Source organism: Bacillus sp. ME78 (assembly GCF_903970865.1).
In the GTDB taxonomy this organism is placed as follows: Bacteria; Bacillota; Bacilli; order Bacillales; family Bacillaceae_G; genus Bacillus_A; species Bacillus_A cereus.
Genome location: NZ_CAJCKK010000016.1, coordinates 72,766 through 93,313 on the forward strand (window position 1 = coordinate 72,766; position 20,548 = coordinate 93,313).

The window sequence follows — 20,548 nt, forward strand, 5'->3', positions numbered from 1 at the left end:
TGTTATCCCTTATTTTTCTGATACAGTTTTTAATTCCTCTAATAATTCTTCTACATAATGTTGTGCACTTTGTGCTGCAATACTACCGTCACCTGTTGCAGTTACAATTTGACGAAGCATTTTTTCACGAACATCACCAGCTGCGAAAATACCAGGGATTTTCGTTTCCATACGTTCGTTCGTTTCAAGGTAACCATTTTCATTTGTAATACCTAGTTCAATAAATGGTTTTGATAATGGTAACATACCGATGTATACGAATACGCCGTCAGTCTTGACTTCTTTCTCTTCTCCACTGTTTACGTCTACAAGTGTTACACTTCCTACTTTACCACTTGCTTCGTTGATTTCTTTTATAGTGTGGTTCCAAATGAAATCTACTTTTTCGTTTTGGAAAGCACGGTCTTGTAAAATTTTCTGTGCACGAAGCGTGTCACGACGGTGAACGATCGTTACTTTTGATGCGAAGCGTGTTAAGAACACACCCTCTTCAACAGCAGAATCTCCGCCGCCAATTACGATAAGTTCTTTTCCTTTAAAGAATGCCCCATCACATACTGCACAATATGATACACCACGGCCCCCAAGTTCTGTTTCACCCGGTACACCAATTTTTTTATACTCTGCACCGCTTGCAACGATAATTGCACGTGCTTTATATTCTTTTTTACCAGCAATAATTGTTTTGTATTCTTTACCATCGATGACTTCTTTCACATCACCGTATGCATATTCAGCACCAAATTTCTTCGCATGCTCGAACATTTTATTTGATAAGTCTGGTCCTAAAATAGACTCATAACCTGGGTAGTTTTCTACATCTTCCGTGTTTGCCATTTGGCCACCTGGAATACCACGCTCAAGCATTAATGTGCTTAAATTTGCACGAGATGTATATACTGCAGCTGTCATACCAGCTGGTCCTGCACCAATAATAACGACATCATAAATTTTTTCTTCTGACACACTATTCACTCCTATCCATTCCTACACAATTAAGTTACCCTCATTATACTGTTAGCATCATTTTTTTCCCAATGATTTGCTTATCTTATGTGTGCGTACGCTTAACAGCTTGCACATACTTTCGGACAGTCGCTACAGATACATTATATACATCTCCAAGCTCCGACTGTGTCATTTTATTTCCTTGTTCGCCGCGTACAATGTATTCAATCGCAGCTGACCAGCCGTACACATTTGTAAATATGTCTCCAGATGTATATAAACGTATGAACGTACAAAACCAAAAGTGTAAACACTCTTCAATTAATTCATCATCTTTTTTCGTATAATTGTATAAGGCATCCGCGATTCTCGCGCACTGCTCAAATTGTTGTAAATCAGCTGGAATACTCTTATGACTATTAAGTAAAAAGAAGTACTTTGCAAGTTGCGATACGATGGGAACACCGTTCTTCGCTTGCGTTATATCAAAGAAGAATCCAACCTTCTCCGGCGTTGACAATTCATTCATTAAATATAAAGCTAGCATTTGTTCTTCTAGCGTCGCACTTTGCTGAAATGATTTTCGTAATTCTTCAAATAACACGTTTTGTCCTTCATCTGCTAAATTCAGCGCATTCCACGGTTCTTTTCCCTTTTTATCAGGATGCAATTCCACGACATGTTGCCACATTTTTTCAGCTAGTTGCTGATCTTTCACCATATACGCAGAATATGCAAACCAATAATAAAAACTAACGTCTCCTTCGTATCCTTGACGCTTTAATAGTTTGAACCATTTATATGCATGCTCGAAATAACCAATTGTTGCAAGTGTAGTTCCCAGTTTCAAACGATGTTCAAATGAAATCGGATATACCGAAACTAACTGTCCCGCTAACGCTTCTACTTGTTTATGCTCTCCAATTGAATATAGAAAAATAAGCGTATTACAAAGCGCATGTATATTACCAGGGTTTTTCTCTAAAATCATTTCTGTTAACTTCAGTGCTTTGTCTACATTACCCGATTGAAAATGTGCAATGGCTAAATTATTATGACCTGACCAAAATTCCGGATAATCTTTCGTAACAATTTCTAATGTAGCAATTGCTTCTTCCAATTGTCCATTACGAATATAACGATTCGCTTCTTCCTGCATAACAATTAAATCATCTTCATCTTCAATCTCTTCCGCACCCATTGCTTCTTCTTCCATAATCTCAAGAAGTTCTAATGTATCTTCTACGAATTCCTTCTCTTTTGCAACTTCTAAATAACGATCCGCATATTTCTTCGCCTGTTGAAATAACCCCATATATGCATAATTATTTGCAATAAAATAATAGCACTGTTCAAGTTCTGGATTAGATCTAACTAACTTTAAGAAGATTTGGTTCGACTCTTGATATTCACCAGCCTCAGATAATACTGTTGCTAATTGACATAAAATAAACGGCTCCTTCTCACTTTGTGCCGCTCTTCGAAAATATTTAATTGCATCTTGCAATTTTTGCCCTTTGTAAGCTCTCATCCCTTTTTTATAAAAGAAGTCCGCTAATTGATTAAAAGAGATAACTTGTCCGCTCTCCTTATATATCCTTTGATTTTTCCCCATATATCCTCCAGTTTTTTGTTTTCTTCGCTCACACATTCTTCTATCTATAAGTATAAACGATTCCGTAAAAAACAAAACAGTATATTATACTCAATTATTTCCTTTTTATTCATAAAAAAAGAGGAGAAATGTTACATTTTCACCATGAACCTTCTCTTGCGGTCATTTGCTCTTTCGTATAAATAATACGCATTGGATTTCCACCTACGAAAGCACCGCTCGGTACATCTCTATGAACAAGTGTGCCAGCTGAGACAGTCGCACCGTCTCCAATTTTCACACCTGGTAATATTGTTACATTCGCTCCAATCATCACTTCATTTCCAATGACGATTTCCCCAAGTCGATATTCACGAATTAAATATTCATGCGCTAAAAGCGTTGTATTATAGCCAATAATCGAATTCTCTCCCACAGTTATCTTTTCCGGGAACATAATATCCGGCATTACCATAAGCGCAAATGATGTTTTCTTTCCTACTTTCATCCGTAAAAAAGTACGGTACAACCAATTCTTAACAGATAAAAATGGCGTGTAACGCGCAATTTGGATAATAATAAAGTTTTTCATTACCTTCCAAAAAGACACTGTTTTATACACATTCCATAATGAATTTTCTCCTGAAACAGGATAGCGCGTTGTCCGTCGCACTTAGCTCGCTCCTCTACTAACTTACTTGGACCTTTATGAACGGTTCATATTAGACAAAATCGGTAGCAAATCACTCATTTTATCTAGCATAAAGTCCGGCTTGTAAGCTTCTAAATACGCTCTACCTTTCAACGTCCATGAAACCGCAGCTGTTTTCGTCCCCGCATTTTGACCACCGACAATATCATGATGATTATCTCCAACCATCAATGCCTCTTCTGGTTTTGCATCTAATAATTCAAGCGCTTTTTGAAGTGGCTCTGGATGTGGTTTCACATGCTCTACATCATCAATTGTCACGACAACATCAAAAAATTCATCAAGCTTTGACAACTGTAATCCCATCTCAACGGTTTGTCTCGCTTTCGTTGTAACAATACCAACTTTATAACCCTGCTTCTTCAACTCTCGAACTGTTTCATATACAGTTTCATATTCTTCTACTAATTCATCATGATGATCATGGTTAAATTCGCGATAACTTGTAATCATCTCTTCAACCTTACTTTCATCAATCTTACTGAAAGTATCATGCAAAGATGGACCGATAAATGGCAACACATCTTCACGCTTATATTGATTTGGATAATACGTATTTAAAGTATGTAAAAAAGAAGAAATAATAAGTTCGTTTGTATTAATTAAAGTTCCATCTAAATCAAATAATACTGTATTTATTCTCATTGCCTTAGTCCTTTCGCCTTCCTGAATATGAAAGAAGCAGCATCTTATAATAAGATGCTACTTTTCTCTAATTTTCCGAATATCTTTTATCAGCTTGCCCCATTTTTCGTCTCACAATAATGAAAATAATAGAAATAACAACAAGTCCAATTGACATTACTTGTGCAATACGAAGTGGTCCTAGCATTAAACTATCTGTACGTAAGCCTTCTACGAAGAAGCGTCCTACTGAATACCAAATTAAATATGTGAAGAATAATTCCCCGCGGCGTAAATTCACTTTTCTTAATGCAAGTAGTAAAATTACACCTGCAAAATTCCATAATGATTCATATAAAAACGTCGGATGATAGTACACACCCTCAATATACATTTGATTAATAATGAAATCTGGTAAATGAAGACCTTCTAAAAACTGTCTCGTTACTTCATCACCATGCGCCTCTTGGTTCATAAAGTTTCCCCATCGGCCAATTGCTTGTCCTAGTAAAATACTTGGTGCAGCAATATCCGCCAACTTCCAGAATGAAACCCCGCGTCGCTTTGCAAAAAGAATCCCTGTAATAACCGCTCCGATTAAACCCCCATGAATCGCCAAGCCACCTTGACGAATATTAATAATTTGACTCGGGTTTTGCGCGTAATATTCCCATTCAAAAATAACATAGTACATTCTCGCAAATAGAATAGCGATCGGTACTGCAATTAATACAAGGTCAACAAATGTATCTTTTGGAATACCTAGCCTTTCTCCCTCGCGAGTTGCTAGCCAAAGACCTAATAGCACCCCTGTACCGATAATAATCCCGTACCAATAAACAGGAAACGGCCCAAGTTGGACAGCTACGCGGTCAAGCTGCGGTACAGAACCTAACAGCATATGTATGACCTCCCTCTCCAATGTTTACTCCTGATTCCCTAACTCAATCGCACTCATTAATCGTTCTGAGAACTGCTGTGCTGCATTGACTCCCATACGCTTTAAACGGAAGTTCATCGCTGCTACTTCAATAATAACAGCCAAGTTTCGACCAGGACGAACTGGAAGTGTAATCTTCGTAAGTTCTGTATCAATAATTTTCATCTTCTCTTCATCAAGACCTAAGCGATCATAGTTTTTCTTTTGATCCCAAATTTCAAGATTAATAACAAGTGTAATACGCTTATAATTTCGCACTGCCCCTGCACCGAATAACGTCATAACGTTAATGATACCTAGACCACGAATTTCTAATAAATGCTCAATTAAATCTGGTGAGCTTCCTACTAATGTGTCTTCATCTTCTTGGCGAATTTCTACACTATCATCCGCAACAAGGCGGTGACCACGCTTCACAAGTTCAAGAGCTGTCTCACTTTTACCAACACCACTTTGACCTGTAATTAAAACACCAACACCGTAAATATCTACTAATACACCATGAACAGCAGTTGTTGGTGCTAGCTTACCTTCTAAATAATTAGTTAAACGACTTGATAATCTCGTTGTCGTTTGAGAAGAACGTAATAAAGGCATGCCTGATTCACGTGATGCTTGTAATAACTCATCTGGTACATCTTGATTACGAGTTATAATAATACATGGCGTCTCCTCGGTACAAAGCGCTTTCATTCTCTCTTGTTTTTGCTCTGTTGTTAACGTATCAAAGAACGTAAGCTCCGTTTTTCCAAGAAGCTGCACGCGATCAGCTGGATAATATGTAAAGAATCCTGCCATTTCAATTCCAGGTCGTGATAAATCACTTGTATCAATCGGACGATGAATTCCTTCCTCACCACTTATTAACTCCAATTGAAATTGTTCAATTAAATCTTTTGTCCTTACTTTTGGCATATGTATAAACCTCCACTCCGCTGCGGGTTCAGTCTCGTTTGATGTAAAATTCCATTCTACCGGATATTGTACCATTTTTTTCTGGAAACAAGAAATACGGTTTCTAATAAATAGAAAAAAACATTTCATACGAATAATGAAATGTTTTTCTTTTTGTCATTTTCTCTTTTTTTCATATAGAGGTTCCACAATTGCCTTCTCAATAATCATATTAAAAATTGAAATACAAATTGCCGCAACAATCGCTACACCAAATCCTGATATATTAAAAGCATCTCCTAATAATGAATCTGCTATTTTTAACGTAATCGCATTAATAACAATTAAGAAGAAGCCGAAAGTTACAACAGTAATTGGTAGCGTAATTAAAATTAAAAACGGCTTTACGAACACATTTAAAACCGCCAATATAATACTCGCAATAATTGCAGTTTGTATATTTGCTACGTAAAATGCATCTGGTGCAATCCCTTTTAAAAGCCCCGATACAGCGATTAACACAACGCTATTTACAAGAAGTGATACAATCCATCTCATTTCGTTACACATCCTTTTAAACATATATATTTCATCATACGCTAATAGATAATAAACGCAAGTATGATACAAACACTTATATCAACTTATTCTATCTTTCATGCTTGTATACCTACTAACACTTCCTCGCAAAATAAGGACCACACCACCTATGTTCATGAGTTTTTACAAAGGCCCAAGTGAAATCTTTATCTACGATATAGATATCACCTTTATACGCATCTTCTGTCTCACACAATATATCATCCATATGTAACAAACTCGCATCCTTTATTAACAGTACCTCATCACAGTGTTGGTAGAAAATGTAGCAATCCTTTTTCACTTCATTATGAAACGCGTTTTCCGCTTCTTTACCCTCTAAACACTTCTTTTTCTCATAACTAAATATGTGCCATAGATAACCACATGCATACCTATCTCCATGAAGAAAAATATCTTCTTTTTCTTTATCACTTAAATGATTTGCAAAGTGATCCTCCCAGCGCTTTCGAAAATATACACCCCAACTTTGAAATTCTCTTACCTTCATATTTTTCTTTCTTAACACCTCTAAAAACTCCATCTTCTCCCCCTATACAATAAAAACCGAGCGTCATTTCCACTCGGTTTTCATCAATAAACTTATTGCGATAACTCTACTTCTTTTATTTTCTCTTTCATTCTTGCTTTATCACGATTTAAAATCTCTTTTAAATACTTACCAGTGTACGAGCGCTCTTCTTTTACTACTTGCTCTGGCGTTCCCGAAGCGACGATTTGTCCACCTTTGTCCCCGCCTTCTGGTCCAAGATCAACAATATAATCAGCTGTTTTAATCACATCTAAATTATGTTCAATTACAAGTACCGTCTCACCACTCTCAACAAGACGTTGCAGCACTTCTAGAAGACGTGCAATATCATGCGCATGCAACCCAGTCGTTGGCTCATCTAAAATATATAACGTACGACCTGTAGAACGACGGTGTAATTCAGAAGCTAATTTCACACGCTGTGCTTCCCCACCAGATAATGTTGTTGCTGGTTGACCTAATTTCATATAACCAAGCCCAACATCTACAAGCGTTTGAAGTTTACGCTTAATTTTAGGAATATTAGCGAAGAATTCTACTCCATCTTCAATTGTCATCCCTAACACTTCAGAAATATTCTTATCTTTATATTTCACTTCTAACGTTTCACGATTATATCGTTTACCGTGACAAACTTCACACGGAACATACACATCTGGTAAGAAATGCATTTCGATTTTAATAATTCCATCACCACGGCACGCTTCACAACGGCCACCTTTTACGTTAAAGCTGAAACGTCCTTTTTGATATCCGCGCACTTTAGCTTCGTTCGTTTGTGCAAACACATCACGAATATCATCGAATACACCTGTGTACGTCGCTGGATTAGAACGTGGTGTACGACCAATTGGCGATTGATCAATATCAATTACTTTATCTAAATGTTCAAGACCTTTAATCTCTTTATGAGTACCTGGCTTCGCTTTCGCTTTATATAACTTTTGCGCTAACGATTTATATAGTACTTCATTAATCATCGTACTTTTACCTGATCCAGATACACCTGTTACCGCTACAAACGTACCGAGTGGGAATGACATTTTTGCATTCTTTAAGTTATTCTCTTTTGCGCCGACAATCTCCACTTTACGTCCGTCACCTTTACGTCTTTCAAGTGGAACTGGAATAAACTCTTTACCGCTTAAATATTTTCCTGTTAACGAATTATCATCTTGCATCACTTCAGCTGGTGTCCCTGCCGATACAACTTGCCCACCGTGAATACCTGCACCTGGTCCGATATCAAGTAAATAATCAGCAGCCATCATCGTATCTTCATCATGCTCAACAACGATTAATGTATTACCTAAATCGCGCATTTCTTGCAATGTACGAATAAGACGATCGTTATCGCGCTGGTGTAAACCAATTGAAGGCTCATCAAGAATATAAAGTACGCCAGTTAGACGAGAACCAATTTGCGTCGCTAAGCGAATACGCTGCGCCTCACCACCTGATAACGTACCAGCCGCACGACTTAGCGTTAAATAATCTAAACCAACGTTCACTAAGAATCCAACGCGCTCCTGAATTTCTCTTAAAATTAAATGAGCTATTTTTTGTTGCTTCTCCGTTAGCTCTACATTCGAGAAAAATTCTTGTACTTCTTGAACTGAATACTTCGTTACGTCAGCAATCGTTTTATCACCAACAAAAACAGCTAAGCTTTCAGGCTTTAAGCGGCCGCCTTTACACTTCGGACAAGCTTGTTCTGCCATATACTTTTCCATTTGCTCACGAATGTAATCAGAACTCGTTTCACGATAACGACGTTCAATGTTTGGAATAACACCTTCAAATAAAATCTCATTTTCCTTTACTTGACCGAATTCATTTACATAGCGGAAATAAACCTTCTCTTCCCCGCTTCCGTACAACACTTTATCAAATAAATCTTTCGGTATATCTTTCACAGGCATATCCATATCAACGCCGTAGTGATTACATACAGATTGTAAAAGTTGTGGATAGTATTGTGAACTTGTCGGCTCCCAAGGTGCAATCGCATGTTCATTTAATGATAAATCCCAGTTCGGGATAACAAGCTCTAAATCTACCTCTAGCTTTGAACCAAGTCCATCACAAGAAGGACATGCTCCAAACGGACTGTTGAATGAGAACATACGCGGCTCTAATTCTCCGATTGAAAAACCACAATGCGGACAAGCATGATGTTCACTAAATAGAAGTTCCTCTTCTCCCATTACATCGATTAACACTCGGCCTCCGCCAAGCTTTAATGCACTTTCAAGTGAATCAGCAAGACGGCTTGCGATTCCTTCTTTTACAACAATACGGTCAATTACAACTTCAATAGAATGCTTCTTATTTTTATCTAACGTAATCTCTTCAGACACATCAAGCATTTCACCATCAACACGTACACGAACATATCCTTGCTTCTTAATATCTTCAAGTACTTTCACATGTGCACCTTTACGCCCAGAAACGATAGGAGCTAACACTTGTAATTTCGTACGTTCAGGATATTCAAGAACACGGTCTACCATCTGCTCTACTGTTTGTGATGTAATTTCAATCCCATGATTTGGACAAATTGGCGTACCAATTCGCGCAAATAATAAACGTAAATAATCATAAATCTCCGTTACCGTTCCGACAGTTGAACGTGGATTACGACTCGTCGTTTTTTGATCGATTGAAATCGCTGGTGACAATCCTTCAATCGTATCTACATCCGGCTTATCCATTTGTCCTAAAAACTGGCGCGCATACGCAGATAACGATTCTACGTATCTGCGCTGCCCTTCTGCATAAATCGTATCAAATGCTAATGATGATTTCCCCGAACCAGACAATCCCGTTACAACGACAAGCTGATTTCTCGGAATGGTTACATCAATATTTTTTAAGTTATGTGCTCTAGCACCTTTTACAACGATAAAATCCTTGCTCTTACTCACTCTTTTCACCCTTCCGCTTTTAATTCTAATAGTAAATCTCTTAGTTCAGCTGCACGCTCGAAGTCTAACGCTTTTGCTGCTTCTTTCATCTCTGCTTCCATCTTCGCAATTGTCTTTTCACGCTCTTTTTTCGTCATTTTCTTAGCAGGAGTTGCTTCGTATGTTTCTGTCTCTTCAGCAGTTGTCGTTGCACGGATTACATCACGTACGCCTTTTTGAATCGTTTTCGGCGTAATACCATGCTCTTTATTGTAGGCTTCTTGTATAGTACGACGACGCTGCGTTTCTTCAATTGCAATTCCCATGGATCTTGTTATACGATCTGCGTACATAATAACGCGGCCGTTTTCATTACGCGCGGCACGACCAATTGTTTGAATTAATGAGCGCTCTGAACGTAAGAACCCTTCCTTATCAGCATCTAAAATCGCTACAAGTGATACTTCTGGAATATCTAATCCTTCTCGTAATAAGTTAATACCGACCAGTACATCAAACTTACCGAGGCGAAGATCGCGGATAATTTCAATACGTTCTAACGTTTTAATTTCAGAGTGAAGATAGTTCACTTTAATTCCTACATCTTTTAAGTAGTCCGTTAAATCCTCTGACATTTTCTTCGTTAAAGTCGTAATTAATACACGTTCATTTTTTGCAATACGATCTTGAATCTCTCCTAATAAATCGTCAATTTGCCCTTCAATAGGTCGTATATCGATTGGTGGATCTAAAAGCCCTGTTGGACGAATAATTTGTTCTATTACTTCTGGTGACTGCTCTAACTCGTACGGTCCTGGAGTCGCCGAAACGTAAATAACTTGATTTGTTTTCTCCTCAAACTCATCAAACATGAGCGGTCTATTATCTAAAGCTGATGGCAGACGGAATCCATGATCCACAAGTACTTGCTTACGTGCTTGGTCCCCGTTATACATCGCTCTTACTTGTGGCACTGATACGTGCGACTCATCCATAACAATTAAGAAATCTTCCGGGAAATAGTCCAATAACGTATACGGTGTTGCACCCGCTGGACGAAGTGTTAAATGACGGGAATAGTTTTCAATACCTGAACAAAAGCCCATCTCGCGCATCATTTCTAAATCATAACGTGTGCGTTGCTCTATACGCTGTGCTTCTAGCAACTTACCGTTATCATTTAATTCCTTTAAACGCTCTTCTAATTCTTTTTCGATATTTTCAATAGCGACCTTCATTTTCTCTTCACGTGTAACGAAGTGAGATGCTGGGAAGATTGCTACATGATCACGTTCTGCTAATACTTCACCTGTTAACGCATTTACTTCACGAATACGATCAATTTCATCGCCGAAAAATTCAATTCGAATACAATGCTCATCAAGTGATGCTGGGAAGATTTCAACTACATCTCCGCGCACACGGAATGTACCACGCTTGAAATCAATATCATTACGTCCATACTGTACATCAACAAGTTCACGAAGCAATTGATTGCGGTCCTTCTCCATACCAACTCGAAGTGATACAACTAACTCGCGATATTCTTCAGGAGAACCTAAACCATATATACACGATACACTCGCAACGATAATTACATCGTCCCGTTCAAATAATGCAGACGTTGCCGAGTGACGCAATTTATCAATTTCATCATTAATCTGCGCGTCCTTTTCAATAAACGTATCTGTTTGTGGTACATACGCTTCCGGCTGATAATAATCGTAATAACTAACAAAATACTCAACTGCATTATTCGGGAAAAAGTCTTTCAACTCACTATATAACTGTCCTGCTAACGTTTTATTGTGAGCCATAACAAGTGTTGGCTTTTGCACTTCTTTAATGACATTTGAAATCGTAAATGTCTTACCCGTTCCTGTCGCTCCAAGCAACACTTGCTTTTTCTTTCCACTATTAATTCCCTCTACAAGCTTCTCTATAGCTACCGGCTGATCACCTTGCGGGGAATACGCTGATATAATTTCAAATTGATGTTCCAAGTAAAATCCGACCTCCTCATAAAAATCTGTATTATTATTTTACCACGAATGCCTATAAAAAACCTAAAAAAACGAACAGATATTCGGTAAAGTTTTCGACAATATACACATAGAAAAAGGAAGGAGTAAATACTTCCTTCCTCTACTAATTCTATTTTTCAGGTACATATACTAAGTCATATCCATTGCGCCCAGCTTCATTCATACAATCTATTAACCGATAAGTACTTTCTGATTCGCGCTGCTCTTTAACAATACTTTTACAACTATCTTTATGTAACCCTTTATCCTTCCCAGCAAATTTGTCTTTTCTATTATCTGACACATAAAATATATCGTTCCCACTATACTCTAACGTTTGAAAAATCGGGTCCCCTTCAAGGGTATACTGTACAATTCTTATTTTATCAACTTCCCTTTGTTCGACATTCAAAACGAAATTTTCAAATTTATCTAGATTGGAAATCCTGGTTCCCTTTACAATGACATCGTTCTTCTTATCAATTGTAGTGTTAGATGGTGAGCATGCTACTAAACTAAAGAGAAATAGACATATAAAGCTGGTTCTTTTTTCTATTGTCATCCTCTCCTATAAAAATTATTTGTATACCCAAAAGCTACTTTCAACTATGAAAGTAGCTTTTCTTTTCCTTTCTCCTTCTTCGGAAAAACCACATATGAAAATGAAATCGCTGTATCAACTAAAAATATAATTGCCCACACTTGGCTCACGCGACTTGCAGCTTTATTTAAAACGATTCCCGATTCTAACCAATTACCCCATTGTTCAAATGGAATAAATCCATACGCGAAGAAAAAGAATATGTGCACACCAACGAATAAAACAAGATGTAATACCCAATTTTTTATTTCCTGCTTTGCATAGGCCATACCTGTTAATTCTACCTGTTCTTCAATAATAGGCGCCGGTTCATTACGCCATTTCGCAACTAGCTTTTGCGCAAATATATCAAGCTTCTTCAAATCCTTTTTCCCGTAGAAAACTGCATACAGTAAAATAATTACAGTAATGATTTGAAAATTAGAGAACTTTCCTGTTTGATAATAGTCCACTGCCCCTAATGTTAAAATAAACACTTCATTTACGAGGAGTACAATCCCCATAATAAAGCTCGCCTTCTTCAAACGGAATCCGTAACGGAGTAAAAAGAAACCGATAGCCGATAACCAAAATACAATCTCTGCTCCAATTAAAAAATACCAACGATATTCTGCGAGTATGCTCATTTATCCTTCTCCCTTTCATCATAAATACGAAAAGCTTCATCCATATATAATAAAAACTCTTCTTCAATTGGATACATGCTCATTTTCTGTGAATCTTCCTTTGATTTTCTAACCTCCCATAACTTATCTAAAAACGCTTCGTCACCATTAGCCATTTCTAAACACTTCTGCATTAATCTCTTCATTACCCTTTGTACCTCATCATTAGCGGCTTCTTTACCCTCTTTCATAAAAATACGTAATTGCTTTAATAAATCTACCCATTCTAAAACATTCGGATCTTCCTCACTCATATTTGGCAAATTATGAAGCAACTTTTGTTCTTCCTTTGAAAATACTTCATTTTGAAATATTTCACGTATACGAGGAGACTGTTTTGAAAGCTGAATAAGTTCAAACATAACTTTCCAATCAAGTTCTCCCTCTACATCTACCGAATAAACAACCGCTTGTAAAACACGCTCCATTCGATTGAACTTCTTTTGCTCTTCTTGTACAAATCGAAGTTGGTTTTCAAGTGATTTTTTCAAATCCAGCTCACCTTTTACTAACATATTCGCAACTTCTTTTAATGAAAATCCCATTTCTTTTAAAAATAAAATTTGTTGCAAACGAATAACGTCAGCTTCACTATATAACCGATGCCCACCCTCTGTTTTTCCGCTCGGCTTTAATAAATCTATTTGATCATAATAACGTAGTGTACGTACTGTAACCCCTGTTTCTCTCGTCAATTCCTGTATTGAAATCACTACCATCACCTCTTCCCCCTCATTATAGAAGATGACGTTACGTAACTTTCAAGTATTTTGTAAAAAAAATACAAAAAGCTGTTTATACAAAGTGTATAAACAGCTTTTATGGAAATAACCCCTTTTGTATGGCGCGCCCACAAAATAAAATAAGTGCTCCAACAACAACACTCGTTGCCGTTTTATGATAATGGGCTAATAATAATAAATAATACGATAAACCTACAGTACCAATCATAATACAAATACTCGGCACTGGATTACGAGAAAAATTTTGCATTCCCCAAAGAAGCGCAAATATAGCTGTAGCGACACATAACACCGATAATCCCATCCCAGTTCCCCTTTTTCTATCTATTATTCCTTGTTGCTAACACGCTCGTTGATGCCGTACTAATTAATAAACCAAAACCAATCCTTATATATTTAAACGTTTAATCTAATTGAAATCTCTCAAGCTTATCATTTATTTTCTTTCCCCTTACTCCAGCGTAAATATTTCCTCCATCTTCAATCCAAAATATTTGGCGATTTTTAAGGATAGCTCTAGGCTCGGGTTATAATGATGATTTTCAATCGCCACAATTGTCTGCCGCGTCACCTGCATCGCCTTTGCCATTTCAACTTGCGTTATATGATTTTGCTTTCGTAACTCTTTTATTTTATTTTTCACACCCATAGGATCCACCTTCAAAAGTAAAGATATCTTTACTTAAATTATAAATATTTTCCAGTTATAATTAAAGATATCTTTACAAATTTTAGAAAAACATTTCACTGCATATCTTCTCTAACAAAGTACAAGAGTAATTCAATTTATATCAGCGCAACTTAAAATATATCGGCGATTTTGCAAATATATCAGCGCAACTCCATTTATATCGGCGATTTCCCAAATATATCGACATCAGTAGCACCATAAGCATAAGAAAGAAGCTGCCCCAAAATATCTTTTGGAACAGCTTCTTCGTCCTACTTATATAAATCCTAATCCCCATACAAGAACGTATCCAAGAACCGATAAGCAAACCGAGCCAATCAGCCCTGCCACGAATGCTTTACTTCCTAATTTACGGAAAGTTTTAAACTCTACATTTAAACCGAGCCCTGCCATCGCCATTGCGATTAGCATATAAGCAATGACAACAATGTATCCCGCAACAACTTCTGGAATAATCCCAAGCGAATGCACTGCACTCATTGCTAAAAACCCGAAGATGAACCAAGGAATTGGAAGGTCGCGCCATGATCTTTTTTCCTCGCTACCTTCACTCTTACCAAACCATAATCCGATTAAAATCGCTACTGGTACAAGCATTGCAACGCGCGTTAGTTTCACGATAACTGCGATATCTACAGCCGTGCTTCCTCCTGGCGCCGCAGCTGCGATGACATGAGCGATTTCATGAAGCGTCGCACCTGAGAATACACCATAACCGTACGGAGATAAACCAAGCACTGGATATAATAACGTATAAATAAGCGTAAATATGGTACCTAAAATCGCGATGATTGCTGCCCCAACTGCTGTTTCATCATCCTTCGCTTTCACTTGCGGTGCAATTGCCACGACCGCGGCTGCGCCGCAAATTGCCGTACCGCATGCCGTTAAAATCCCAAGTTTCTTTTCTACTTTAAATACTTTCGTTAGTCCGTATACAACAAAAATAGTAAATGTAATAACAACCGCCGCGATGACCAATACTTTCGGTCCCGCCTTCGCAATATCAACAAGATTTAATCGCATTCCAAGTAAGATGATCCCAAAGCGCAGCAACTTCTTACTCGCAAAGTTCGTTCCTGCTATCGCATCGTGAGGAACTCCAATTGCAGCGCGCCAAACCATCCCAATTAGAATAGCAATTACTAATTGTCCCATAATATTTAAAAATGGAAGCTCTGCTAAATATTTCGCGGCAATTGCGATTAATAATGTAATCCCAATTCCTTGCGAAAATCCAAAACGCTTCTTCTTTTGTATAACAAGTGTTTGTTCCATTTTGAACCACTCCAATAATCGTATTGGAACATGCATGTTCTTTCTACTTACATTATAAGAGAGTTTCTATAATAAGTTTAATACCAATACCAAATCTCTATCATCAGAAATACTTATGATAAGATGATAGAAAAAGAAAGGAGCCCATTATATGAACGTAGACATTTTAAAAATTTTTGTTACTGTCGTTGAACAGAAACACTTCTCTCGTGCAGCGGAATTATTAAATCTTTCACAGCCTGGCGTAAGTATGCATATACGCAACTTAGAAAACGAATTTGGAACTACACTCATTCAGCGATCTCCGAAACATGTCCAAGTCACGGAAGCTGGAAATATATTATATATACATGCAAAGCAAATGCTCTCTCTTTACGAAGATGCTAAGCAAGAGATTAATGAACTACATAACGTTGTAACAGGAACACTTCGCATCGGTGCTAGTTTTACAATTGGCGAATACTTACTTCCAAAAATACTCGCTAACTATGCGAATGAAAATCCACGCGTCGAAGTGCATACCTTTATCTCAAATACAGAAGAAGTTTTGCAAAGTCTTCGCTCTAATCAAATTGATATCGGCTTAGTGGAAGGGCAAGTCGTATACGCTGATGTTAACGTTGAAACATTTATGCAAGATGAAATGAAGCTCGTCGTTCCGCCAAATCATCCATTGCTCCGCACAAAGGAAATAAATGAAAGCACACTCCAAGACCAAGTATGGGTATTAAGAGAAAGTGGTTCTGGTACACGTGCTTATAGCGATCGATTTATTCATCAACACCATTTAAAAATGAAGCGATTCTTTACATTTAGCAGTATTCAAAGTGTGAAGGAAGCCGTCGCCGCCGGTCTTGGCATCGCTATACTTTCTGATTGGACTGTACGGAAAGAGCTACTAGCAAAAGAACTATTCCACGTCGAAGTTCCAAATGAACAACTAATCCGTCCGTTCTCTATCGTTCGCGGCAAATATTTCATTCCATCTAAAGCCATTCAAGTGTTCTTAAATTATGTAAATTCTTTTGCGAAAAAACAGAGTTGACCTTCACATTAGTGTGAAGGTTTACAATACATGTAAAAGGAGTGAAACACATTGCGAATTGGAGAATTATCAAAAGAAACTGGCGTTAGTGAAAGATCACTAAGACATTACGAAGAAAAGGGATTACTCCCTTCTAAGCGCCTCGCAAATGGCTACCGTGATTTTGATGAAAGTGCCGTCGAAAAAGTGGAGCTTATTCAAATGTACTTGCAAATTGGCTTAAATTTAGAAGAGACAGCAAGGATGCTGCGCTGCCTTGAAATTGAACCGCACCTGTACGACAATCCGTGCAGCAGTATCCTTACGCTTTACGAAGATAAACTCAATGAAGTAACAAAGCAAATCACATTACTTTCCAACATCCAAACGAATTTGCAAAAACACGTTTCACTCCTAAAACAAGCAAAAGAAAAGGGATGATTACATGTTTGTTATACATGGCAGTTCAAGACAAAACGGAAATACGGAAGCTTTAACACATATGATGATTGATGGAATTGAAACAGAACAAATTTATTTACGTGATCACACAGTCTATCCTATTACAGATAAGCGTCATGATGCAGAAGGATTCCAACCTGTAAATGATGACTACGAGCAGTTAACCAAACGCATGTTAGAGCACGACACAATTATCTTTGCTACACCATTATATTGGTACGGAATGAGTGGACATATGAAAAACTTTGTTGATCGCTGGTCACAAAGCTTGCGCGATACATCTCTTCATTTCAAAGAGAAAATGAAAGATAAAAAGATGTATGTTGTCATCGTTGGCGGAGACAATCCAAAACTGAAGGCATTGCCGCTTATTGCTCAGTTTCAATACATCTTCGATTTTGTTGGTTCATCATTTGAAGGATATATCATTGGGGATGCGAATGGATTAGATGAAATCAAAAACGATGCTGAGGCGCTGGCAAAAGCACAAATTTATAATAGCGAATTCAAAAATAGCAAATAGAAATAAGTTTGACAAACTATTTAGACTTAGCAACGCAAGAAGAATTAGAAACCATGTTACAAGAATATCCTGGCACAATACTTTTCATTAGCCATGACCGTGCCTTTATTCGCTCTGTTGCAGACCATATTCTACAAGTAGATGAGAGTGAACCAAGAGTATTCCACGGTAATTACGAGCAATACACAAAAAGAACCACCGGAGATTCTGTAAACGTTACTGAGCAAGAATTGTTACGATTACAAACAAAATTAACAGAAGTCATCGGCCGGATTTCCATTCCAAATCATCACGATGACATCACATCTCTCGAACAAGAATACGCAAAATTATTAACTCAAATTCAAAAATGTAAAGAAGCACTCTAATGTCTTCCCTATATATCGACGGGGCATTCCACATTTCCCAAGAAATATTGAATCTTCGACATAGAATACAAAAAGCCGTGCATCAGCACGGCTTTTCATTTTAGATACGGACAGCAGTCCCGCTCACAGCAACCATTAGCATTCCTTCGCGAACTACCTCGTAATCCACGTCGATACCAACAATTGCATTTGCATTTTTTTGTCTTGCGAAAGTTTTCATCTCTTCCATTGCAATGTCGCGCGCTTCTTTTAATTTACTTTCATAAGCACCCGCACGACCGCCGACAACGTCACGGACAGAAGCGAAGAGGTCACGAACGATATTCGCGCCCATAATCGCTTCTCCATTGACGATATCGATATACTCAATAATTTCTTTTCCTTGAATTGTAGACGTTGTTGTTACAATCATACTTTATTTCCTCCCATATGAGATTTTTACCTACTTATGGTGCACTAATTCAGTACAAATTATATTTACGAACTAAACTGAGCTTCGTATAACCTACTGTATCCTCCGCCACGCTCAATTAATTCATCATGTGAACCTTGTTCTGCAATACCGTCTTTATTTACAACGACGATTCGATCTGCATTTTTAATCGTTGCAAGTCTGTGAGCGATAACTAACGTTGTACGACCAGCTGCTAATTCAGCAAGTGATTTTTGAATTGCAAGTTCCGTCTCAGTATCTAGTGCGGAAGTAGCTTCATCTAGTATTAAAATTGGCGGGTTTTTCAAGAACATACGAGCAATTGCTAGACGCTGCTTCTGTCCACCAGAAAGTTTTACACCACGCTCACCGATAACAGTATCTAAACCGTCTGGTTGTGAGTAAATTAAGTCTTCTAACTGCGCACGTTTTACTGCCTGCCAAATTTCAGCTTCTGACGCCTTTAAGTTCCCGTAAGCAATATTTTCACGAATTGTTCCTGAGAATAAGAACACATCTTGCTGCACAATTCCAATTTGCTTACGAAGTGAAGATAATGTCATATCTTTCGTATCAATACCATCAATTTGAATTGATCCAGATGATTGCTCATAAAAACGTGGTAATAGGCTACATAACGTCGTTTTCCCTGCTCCTGATGGTCCAACGAACGCAACCGTTTCACCTGCATGTATGTTCAAACTAATATCATTTAAAATCGGTTCTTTATTTTCATATCCGAACGTAATGTTGTTATATTGAATATCACCATGTACCTGTTTAACTTCCATTGCATCTTTAGAGTCTACAATGTCAGGCTCTGTTTCAAGAAGCTCTACATACCTTTTAAAACCAGCGATTCCTTTCGGATAGCTTTCGATTACCGCGTTAATTTTTTCAATTGGACGGAAGAAAATATTCGTTAATAGAACGAATCCGATAAATCCACCGTATGTTAATTCTCCTTGCAGAACAAACCATGTACCGCATATTAATACGAAGAGCGTTACGAGACGCATGAGCATATAACTAATCGATGAATTTAAAGCCATAATTTTATACGCCATTAATTTCGTTGTACGGAAACGAGCGTTGTTCACAGCGAATTGCTCTTTCTCAAACTTTTCATTTCCGAATGCTTGTACAACGCGAATACCACCAACGTTGTTCTCAATACATGCATTGAAATCAGCAACGTCTGAGAATAAACGTCTAAATGTACCTGTCATTTTTTTATTGAAGTAAAGTGCTAACCATAATAGGAATGGAATGACGAAGAACGTTAATAACGCTAACTTCCAGTTGATCATCATCATAAATGAGAATGCCCCAACTAAAGTCATTACGGCGATAAATAAATCTTCTGGTCCATGGTGAGCAATTTCCCCAATTTCCATTAAATCGTTTGTAAGGCGCGAAATTAAATGACCTGTTTTATTATTATCAAAAAATCTGAATGATAGCTTTTGAATATGATCAAATAATTTCTGCCTCATATCTGTTTCAATGTTAACACCAAGCATATGTCCCCAATATGTAACGACATATTGTAAGCCTGCATTTAACATATAAACTGCGAGTAAACCGAAACAAGCCCATAAAATAAGCGTCCAGTTTTGCCCTGGCAATAACTTATCAATAAATTGATTTACGATAAGCGGGAAGCCGAGTTCTAATAATCCTGCGACAACCGCACAAGAAAAGTCGAGTATAAATAAACCTTTATACGGTTTATAGTACGAGAAAAATTTACGCAGCATATCTTACCTCCATTTTCCAAAATTAAAAAGACTCCCTAAATGATAACCATTATCAAATAATTATTCAAGTTATCCGTCTATGAAACTGAAAATAAGCTTTGCGATAGCTGTCGTTTTTGGCCGGAAAGTCGATATATTCGAATAATCGCCGATATATTTCGAGTTACGCTGATATATTTGCAAAATCGCCGATATAAATTTCATTTACTAACTACCCTCCCCCCAA

At 37.6% G+C, this 20,548-nt stretch carries 23 protein-coding genes; 4 read left to right on the top strand and 19 right to left on the bottom strand.

Going from position 1 to position 20,548, the window contains the following annotated elements; translation table 11 throughout:
- Positions 1–9: 9 nt before the first annotated feature.
- The 16 genes from trxB to H6481_RS18055 form a co-directional block, all read right to left on the bottom strand.
- Positions 10–966, bottom strand: a complete 957-nt coding sequence (gene trxB, locus H6481_RS17980; protein ID WP_071731508.1) for a thioredoxin-disulfide reductase — start codon at positions 964–966, stop codon at positions 10–12.
- Between the two features lie 85 nt (positions 967–1,051).
- Positions 1,052–2,563, bottom strand: coding sequence for a tetratricopeptide repeat protein (locus H6481_RS17985; RefSeq protein ID WP_182812565.1), 1,512 nt, complete (start codon positions 2,561–2,563; stop codon positions 1,052–1,054).
- A gap of 139 nt (positions 2,564–2,702) precedes the next feature.
- On the bottom strand, positions 2,703–3,215 hold the full coding sequence (locus H6481_RS17990) for a DapH/DapD/GlmU-related protein (RefSeq protein ID WP_001255070.1): 513 nt from the start codon (positions 3,213–3,215) through the stop codon (positions 2,703–2,705).
- Positions 3,216–3,248: 33 nt separating this feature from the next.
- A complete protein-coding gene (gene ppaX / locus H6481_RS17995; protein ID WP_001222403.1) occupies positions 3,249–3,899 on the bottom strand; it encodes a pyrophosphatase PpaX in 651 nt (216 codons plus the stop codon).
- A 67-nt stretch (positions 3,900–3,966) separates the two neighbouring features.
- A complete protein-coding gene (gene lgt / locus H6481_RS18000; protein ID WP_000924240.1) occupies positions 3,967–4,779 on the bottom strand; it encodes a prolipoprotein diacylglyceryl transferase in 813 nt (270 codons plus the stop codon).
- A 24-nt stretch (positions 4,780–4,803) separates the two neighbouring features.
- Positions 4,804–5,733 (bottom strand): HPr(Ser) kinase/phosphatase, encoded by a 930-nt coding sequence (hprK, locus tag H6481_RS18005; RefSeq protein WP_001127251.1) that lies wholly within the window; start codon positions 5,731–5,733, stop codon positions 4,804–4,806.
- A gap of 156 nt (positions 5,734–5,889) precedes the next feature.
- Positions 5,890–6,270: a phage holin family protein gene (locus H6481_RS18010; RefSeq protein ID WP_001267308.1), complete on the bottom strand. Its 381-nt coding sequence runs from the start codon at positions 6,268–6,270 to the stop codon at positions 5,890–5,892.
- Between the two features lie 115 nt (positions 6,271–6,385).
- On the bottom strand, positions 6,386–6,835 hold the full coding sequence (locus H6481_RS18015; protein ID WP_000394744.1) for a DUF4275 family protein: 450 nt from the start codon (positions 6,833–6,835) through the stop codon (positions 6,386–6,388).
- Between the two features lie 59 nt (positions 6,836–6,894).
- The gene (uvrA, locus tag H6481_RS18020) at positions 6,895–9,771 is read right to left on the bottom strand and encodes an excinuclease ABC subunit UvrA (RefSeq protein WP_000045587.1); all 2,877 of its coding nucleotides are present in this window, start codon (positions 9,769–9,771) and stop codon (positions 6,895–6,897) included.
- 5 nt (positions 9,772–9,776) lie between these two features.
- Positions 9,777–11,753, bottom strand: coding sequence for an excinuclease ABC subunit B (uvrB, locus tag H6481_RS18025; RefSeq protein ID WP_000400989.1), 1,977 nt, complete (start codon positions 11,751–11,753; stop codon positions 9,777–9,779).
- A gap of 151 nt (positions 11,754–11,904) precedes the next feature.
- Positions 11,905–12,336: a DUF4362 domain-containing protein gene (locus H6481_RS18030; protein ID WP_097920035.1), complete on the bottom strand. Its 432-nt coding sequence runs from the start codon at positions 12,334–12,336 to the stop codon at positions 11,905–11,907.
- 44 nt (positions 12,337–12,380) lie between these two features.
- Positions 12,381–13,001, bottom strand: coding sequence for a hypothetical protein (locus H6481_RS18035; protein WP_000025200.1), 621 nt, complete (start codon positions 12,999–13,001; stop codon positions 12,381–12,383).
- A complete protein-coding gene (locus H6481_RS18040) occupies positions 12,998–13,759 on the bottom strand; it encodes a MerR family transcriptional regulator (RefSeq protein WP_000260341.1) in 762 nt (253 codons plus the stop codon). The genes H6481_RS18035 and H6481_RS18040 overlap by 4 nt, the downstream gene beginning before the upstream one ends.
- A 100-nt stretch (positions 13,760–13,859) precedes the next feature.
- Positions 13,860–14,087 (bottom strand): hypothetical protein, encoded by a 228-nt coding sequence (locus tag H6481_RS18045; RefSeq protein ID WP_182812568.1) that lies wholly within the window; start codon positions 14,085–14,087, stop codon positions 13,860–13,862.
- A 147-nt stretch (positions 14,088–14,234) separates the two neighbouring features.
- The gene (locus H6481_RS18050) at positions 14,235–14,432 is read right to left on the bottom strand and encodes a helix-turn-helix transcriptional regulator (protein ID WP_098276831.1); all 198 of its coding nucleotides are present in this window, start codon (positions 14,430–14,432) and stop codon (positions 14,235–14,237) included.
- Between the two features lie 297 nt (positions 14,433–14,729).
- Complete coding sequence (locus H6481_RS18055) at positions 14,730–15,752, bottom strand: YeiH family protein (RefSeq protein WP_023523453.1); 1,023 nt, start codon at positions 15,750–15,752, stop codon at positions 14,730–14,732.
- A gap of 151 nt (positions 15,753–15,903) precedes the next feature.
- Here H6481_RS18055 and H6481_RS18060 point away from each other — a divergent pair, with 151 nt between their 5' ends.
- Genes H6481_RS18060 through H6481_RS18075 form a run of 4 tightly spaced genes read left to right on the top strand, consistent with a single transcriptional unit; the run spans position 15,904 to position 18,129 of the window.
- Positions 15,904–16,797 carry a LysR family transcriptional regulator gene (locus tag H6481_RS18060; RefSeq protein WP_001100008.1) on the top strand — a complete coding sequence of 298 codons (894 nt, stop codon included), beginning with the start codon at positions 15,904–15,906 and terminating at the stop codon, positions 16,795–16,797.
- Between the two features lie 51 nt (positions 16,798–16,848).
- Positions 16,849–17,217 carry a MerR family transcriptional regulator gene (locus H6481_RS18065; RefSeq protein ID WP_001219212.1) on the top strand — a complete coding sequence of 123 codons (369 nt, stop codon included), beginning with the start codon at positions 16,849–16,851 and terminating at the stop codon, positions 17,215–17,217.
- A 4-nt stretch (positions 17,218–17,221) separates the two neighbouring features.
- The gene (locus H6481_RS18070) at positions 17,222–17,761 is read left to right on the top strand and encodes a flavodoxin family protein (RefSeq protein ID WP_000497599.1); all 540 of its coding nucleotides are present in this window, start codon (positions 17,222–17,224) and stop codon (positions 17,759–17,761) included.
- Between the two features lie 8 nt (positions 17,762–17,769).
- Positions 17,770–18,129, top strand: coding sequence for a macrolide transporter (locus H6481_RS18075; protein ID WP_182812571.1), 360 nt, complete (start codon positions 17,770–17,772; stop codon positions 18,127–18,129).
- Between the two features lie 100 nt (positions 18,130–18,229).
- On the opposite strand, the gene H6481_RS18080 is transcribed toward H6481_RS18075, so the two are convergent.
- The 3 genes from H6481_RS18080 to H6481_RS28860 all read right to left on the bottom strand — a co-directional run bounded on the left by H6481_RS18080 (position 18,230) and on the right by H6481_RS28860 (position 20,526).
- Complete coding sequence (locus H6481_RS18080; protein WP_000637523.1) at positions 18,230–18,541, bottom strand: heavy metal-binding domain-containing protein; 312 nt, start codon at positions 18,539–18,541, stop codon at positions 18,230–18,232.
- A 65-nt stretch (positions 18,542–18,606) separates the two neighbouring features.
- Complete coding sequence (locus tag H6481_RS18085; RefSeq protein WP_000944629.1) at positions 18,607–20,322, bottom strand: ABC transporter ATP-binding protein; 1,716 nt, start codon at positions 20,320–20,322, stop codon at positions 18,607–18,609.
- A 69-nt stretch (positions 20,323–20,391) separates the two neighbouring features.
- Positions 20,392–20,526, bottom strand: a complete 135-nt coding sequence (locus tag H6481_RS28860) for a hypothetical protein (RefSeq protein ID WP_254906602.1) — start codon at positions 20,524–20,526, stop codon at positions 20,392–20,394.
- Positions 20,527–20,548: the final 22 nt, after the last annotated feature.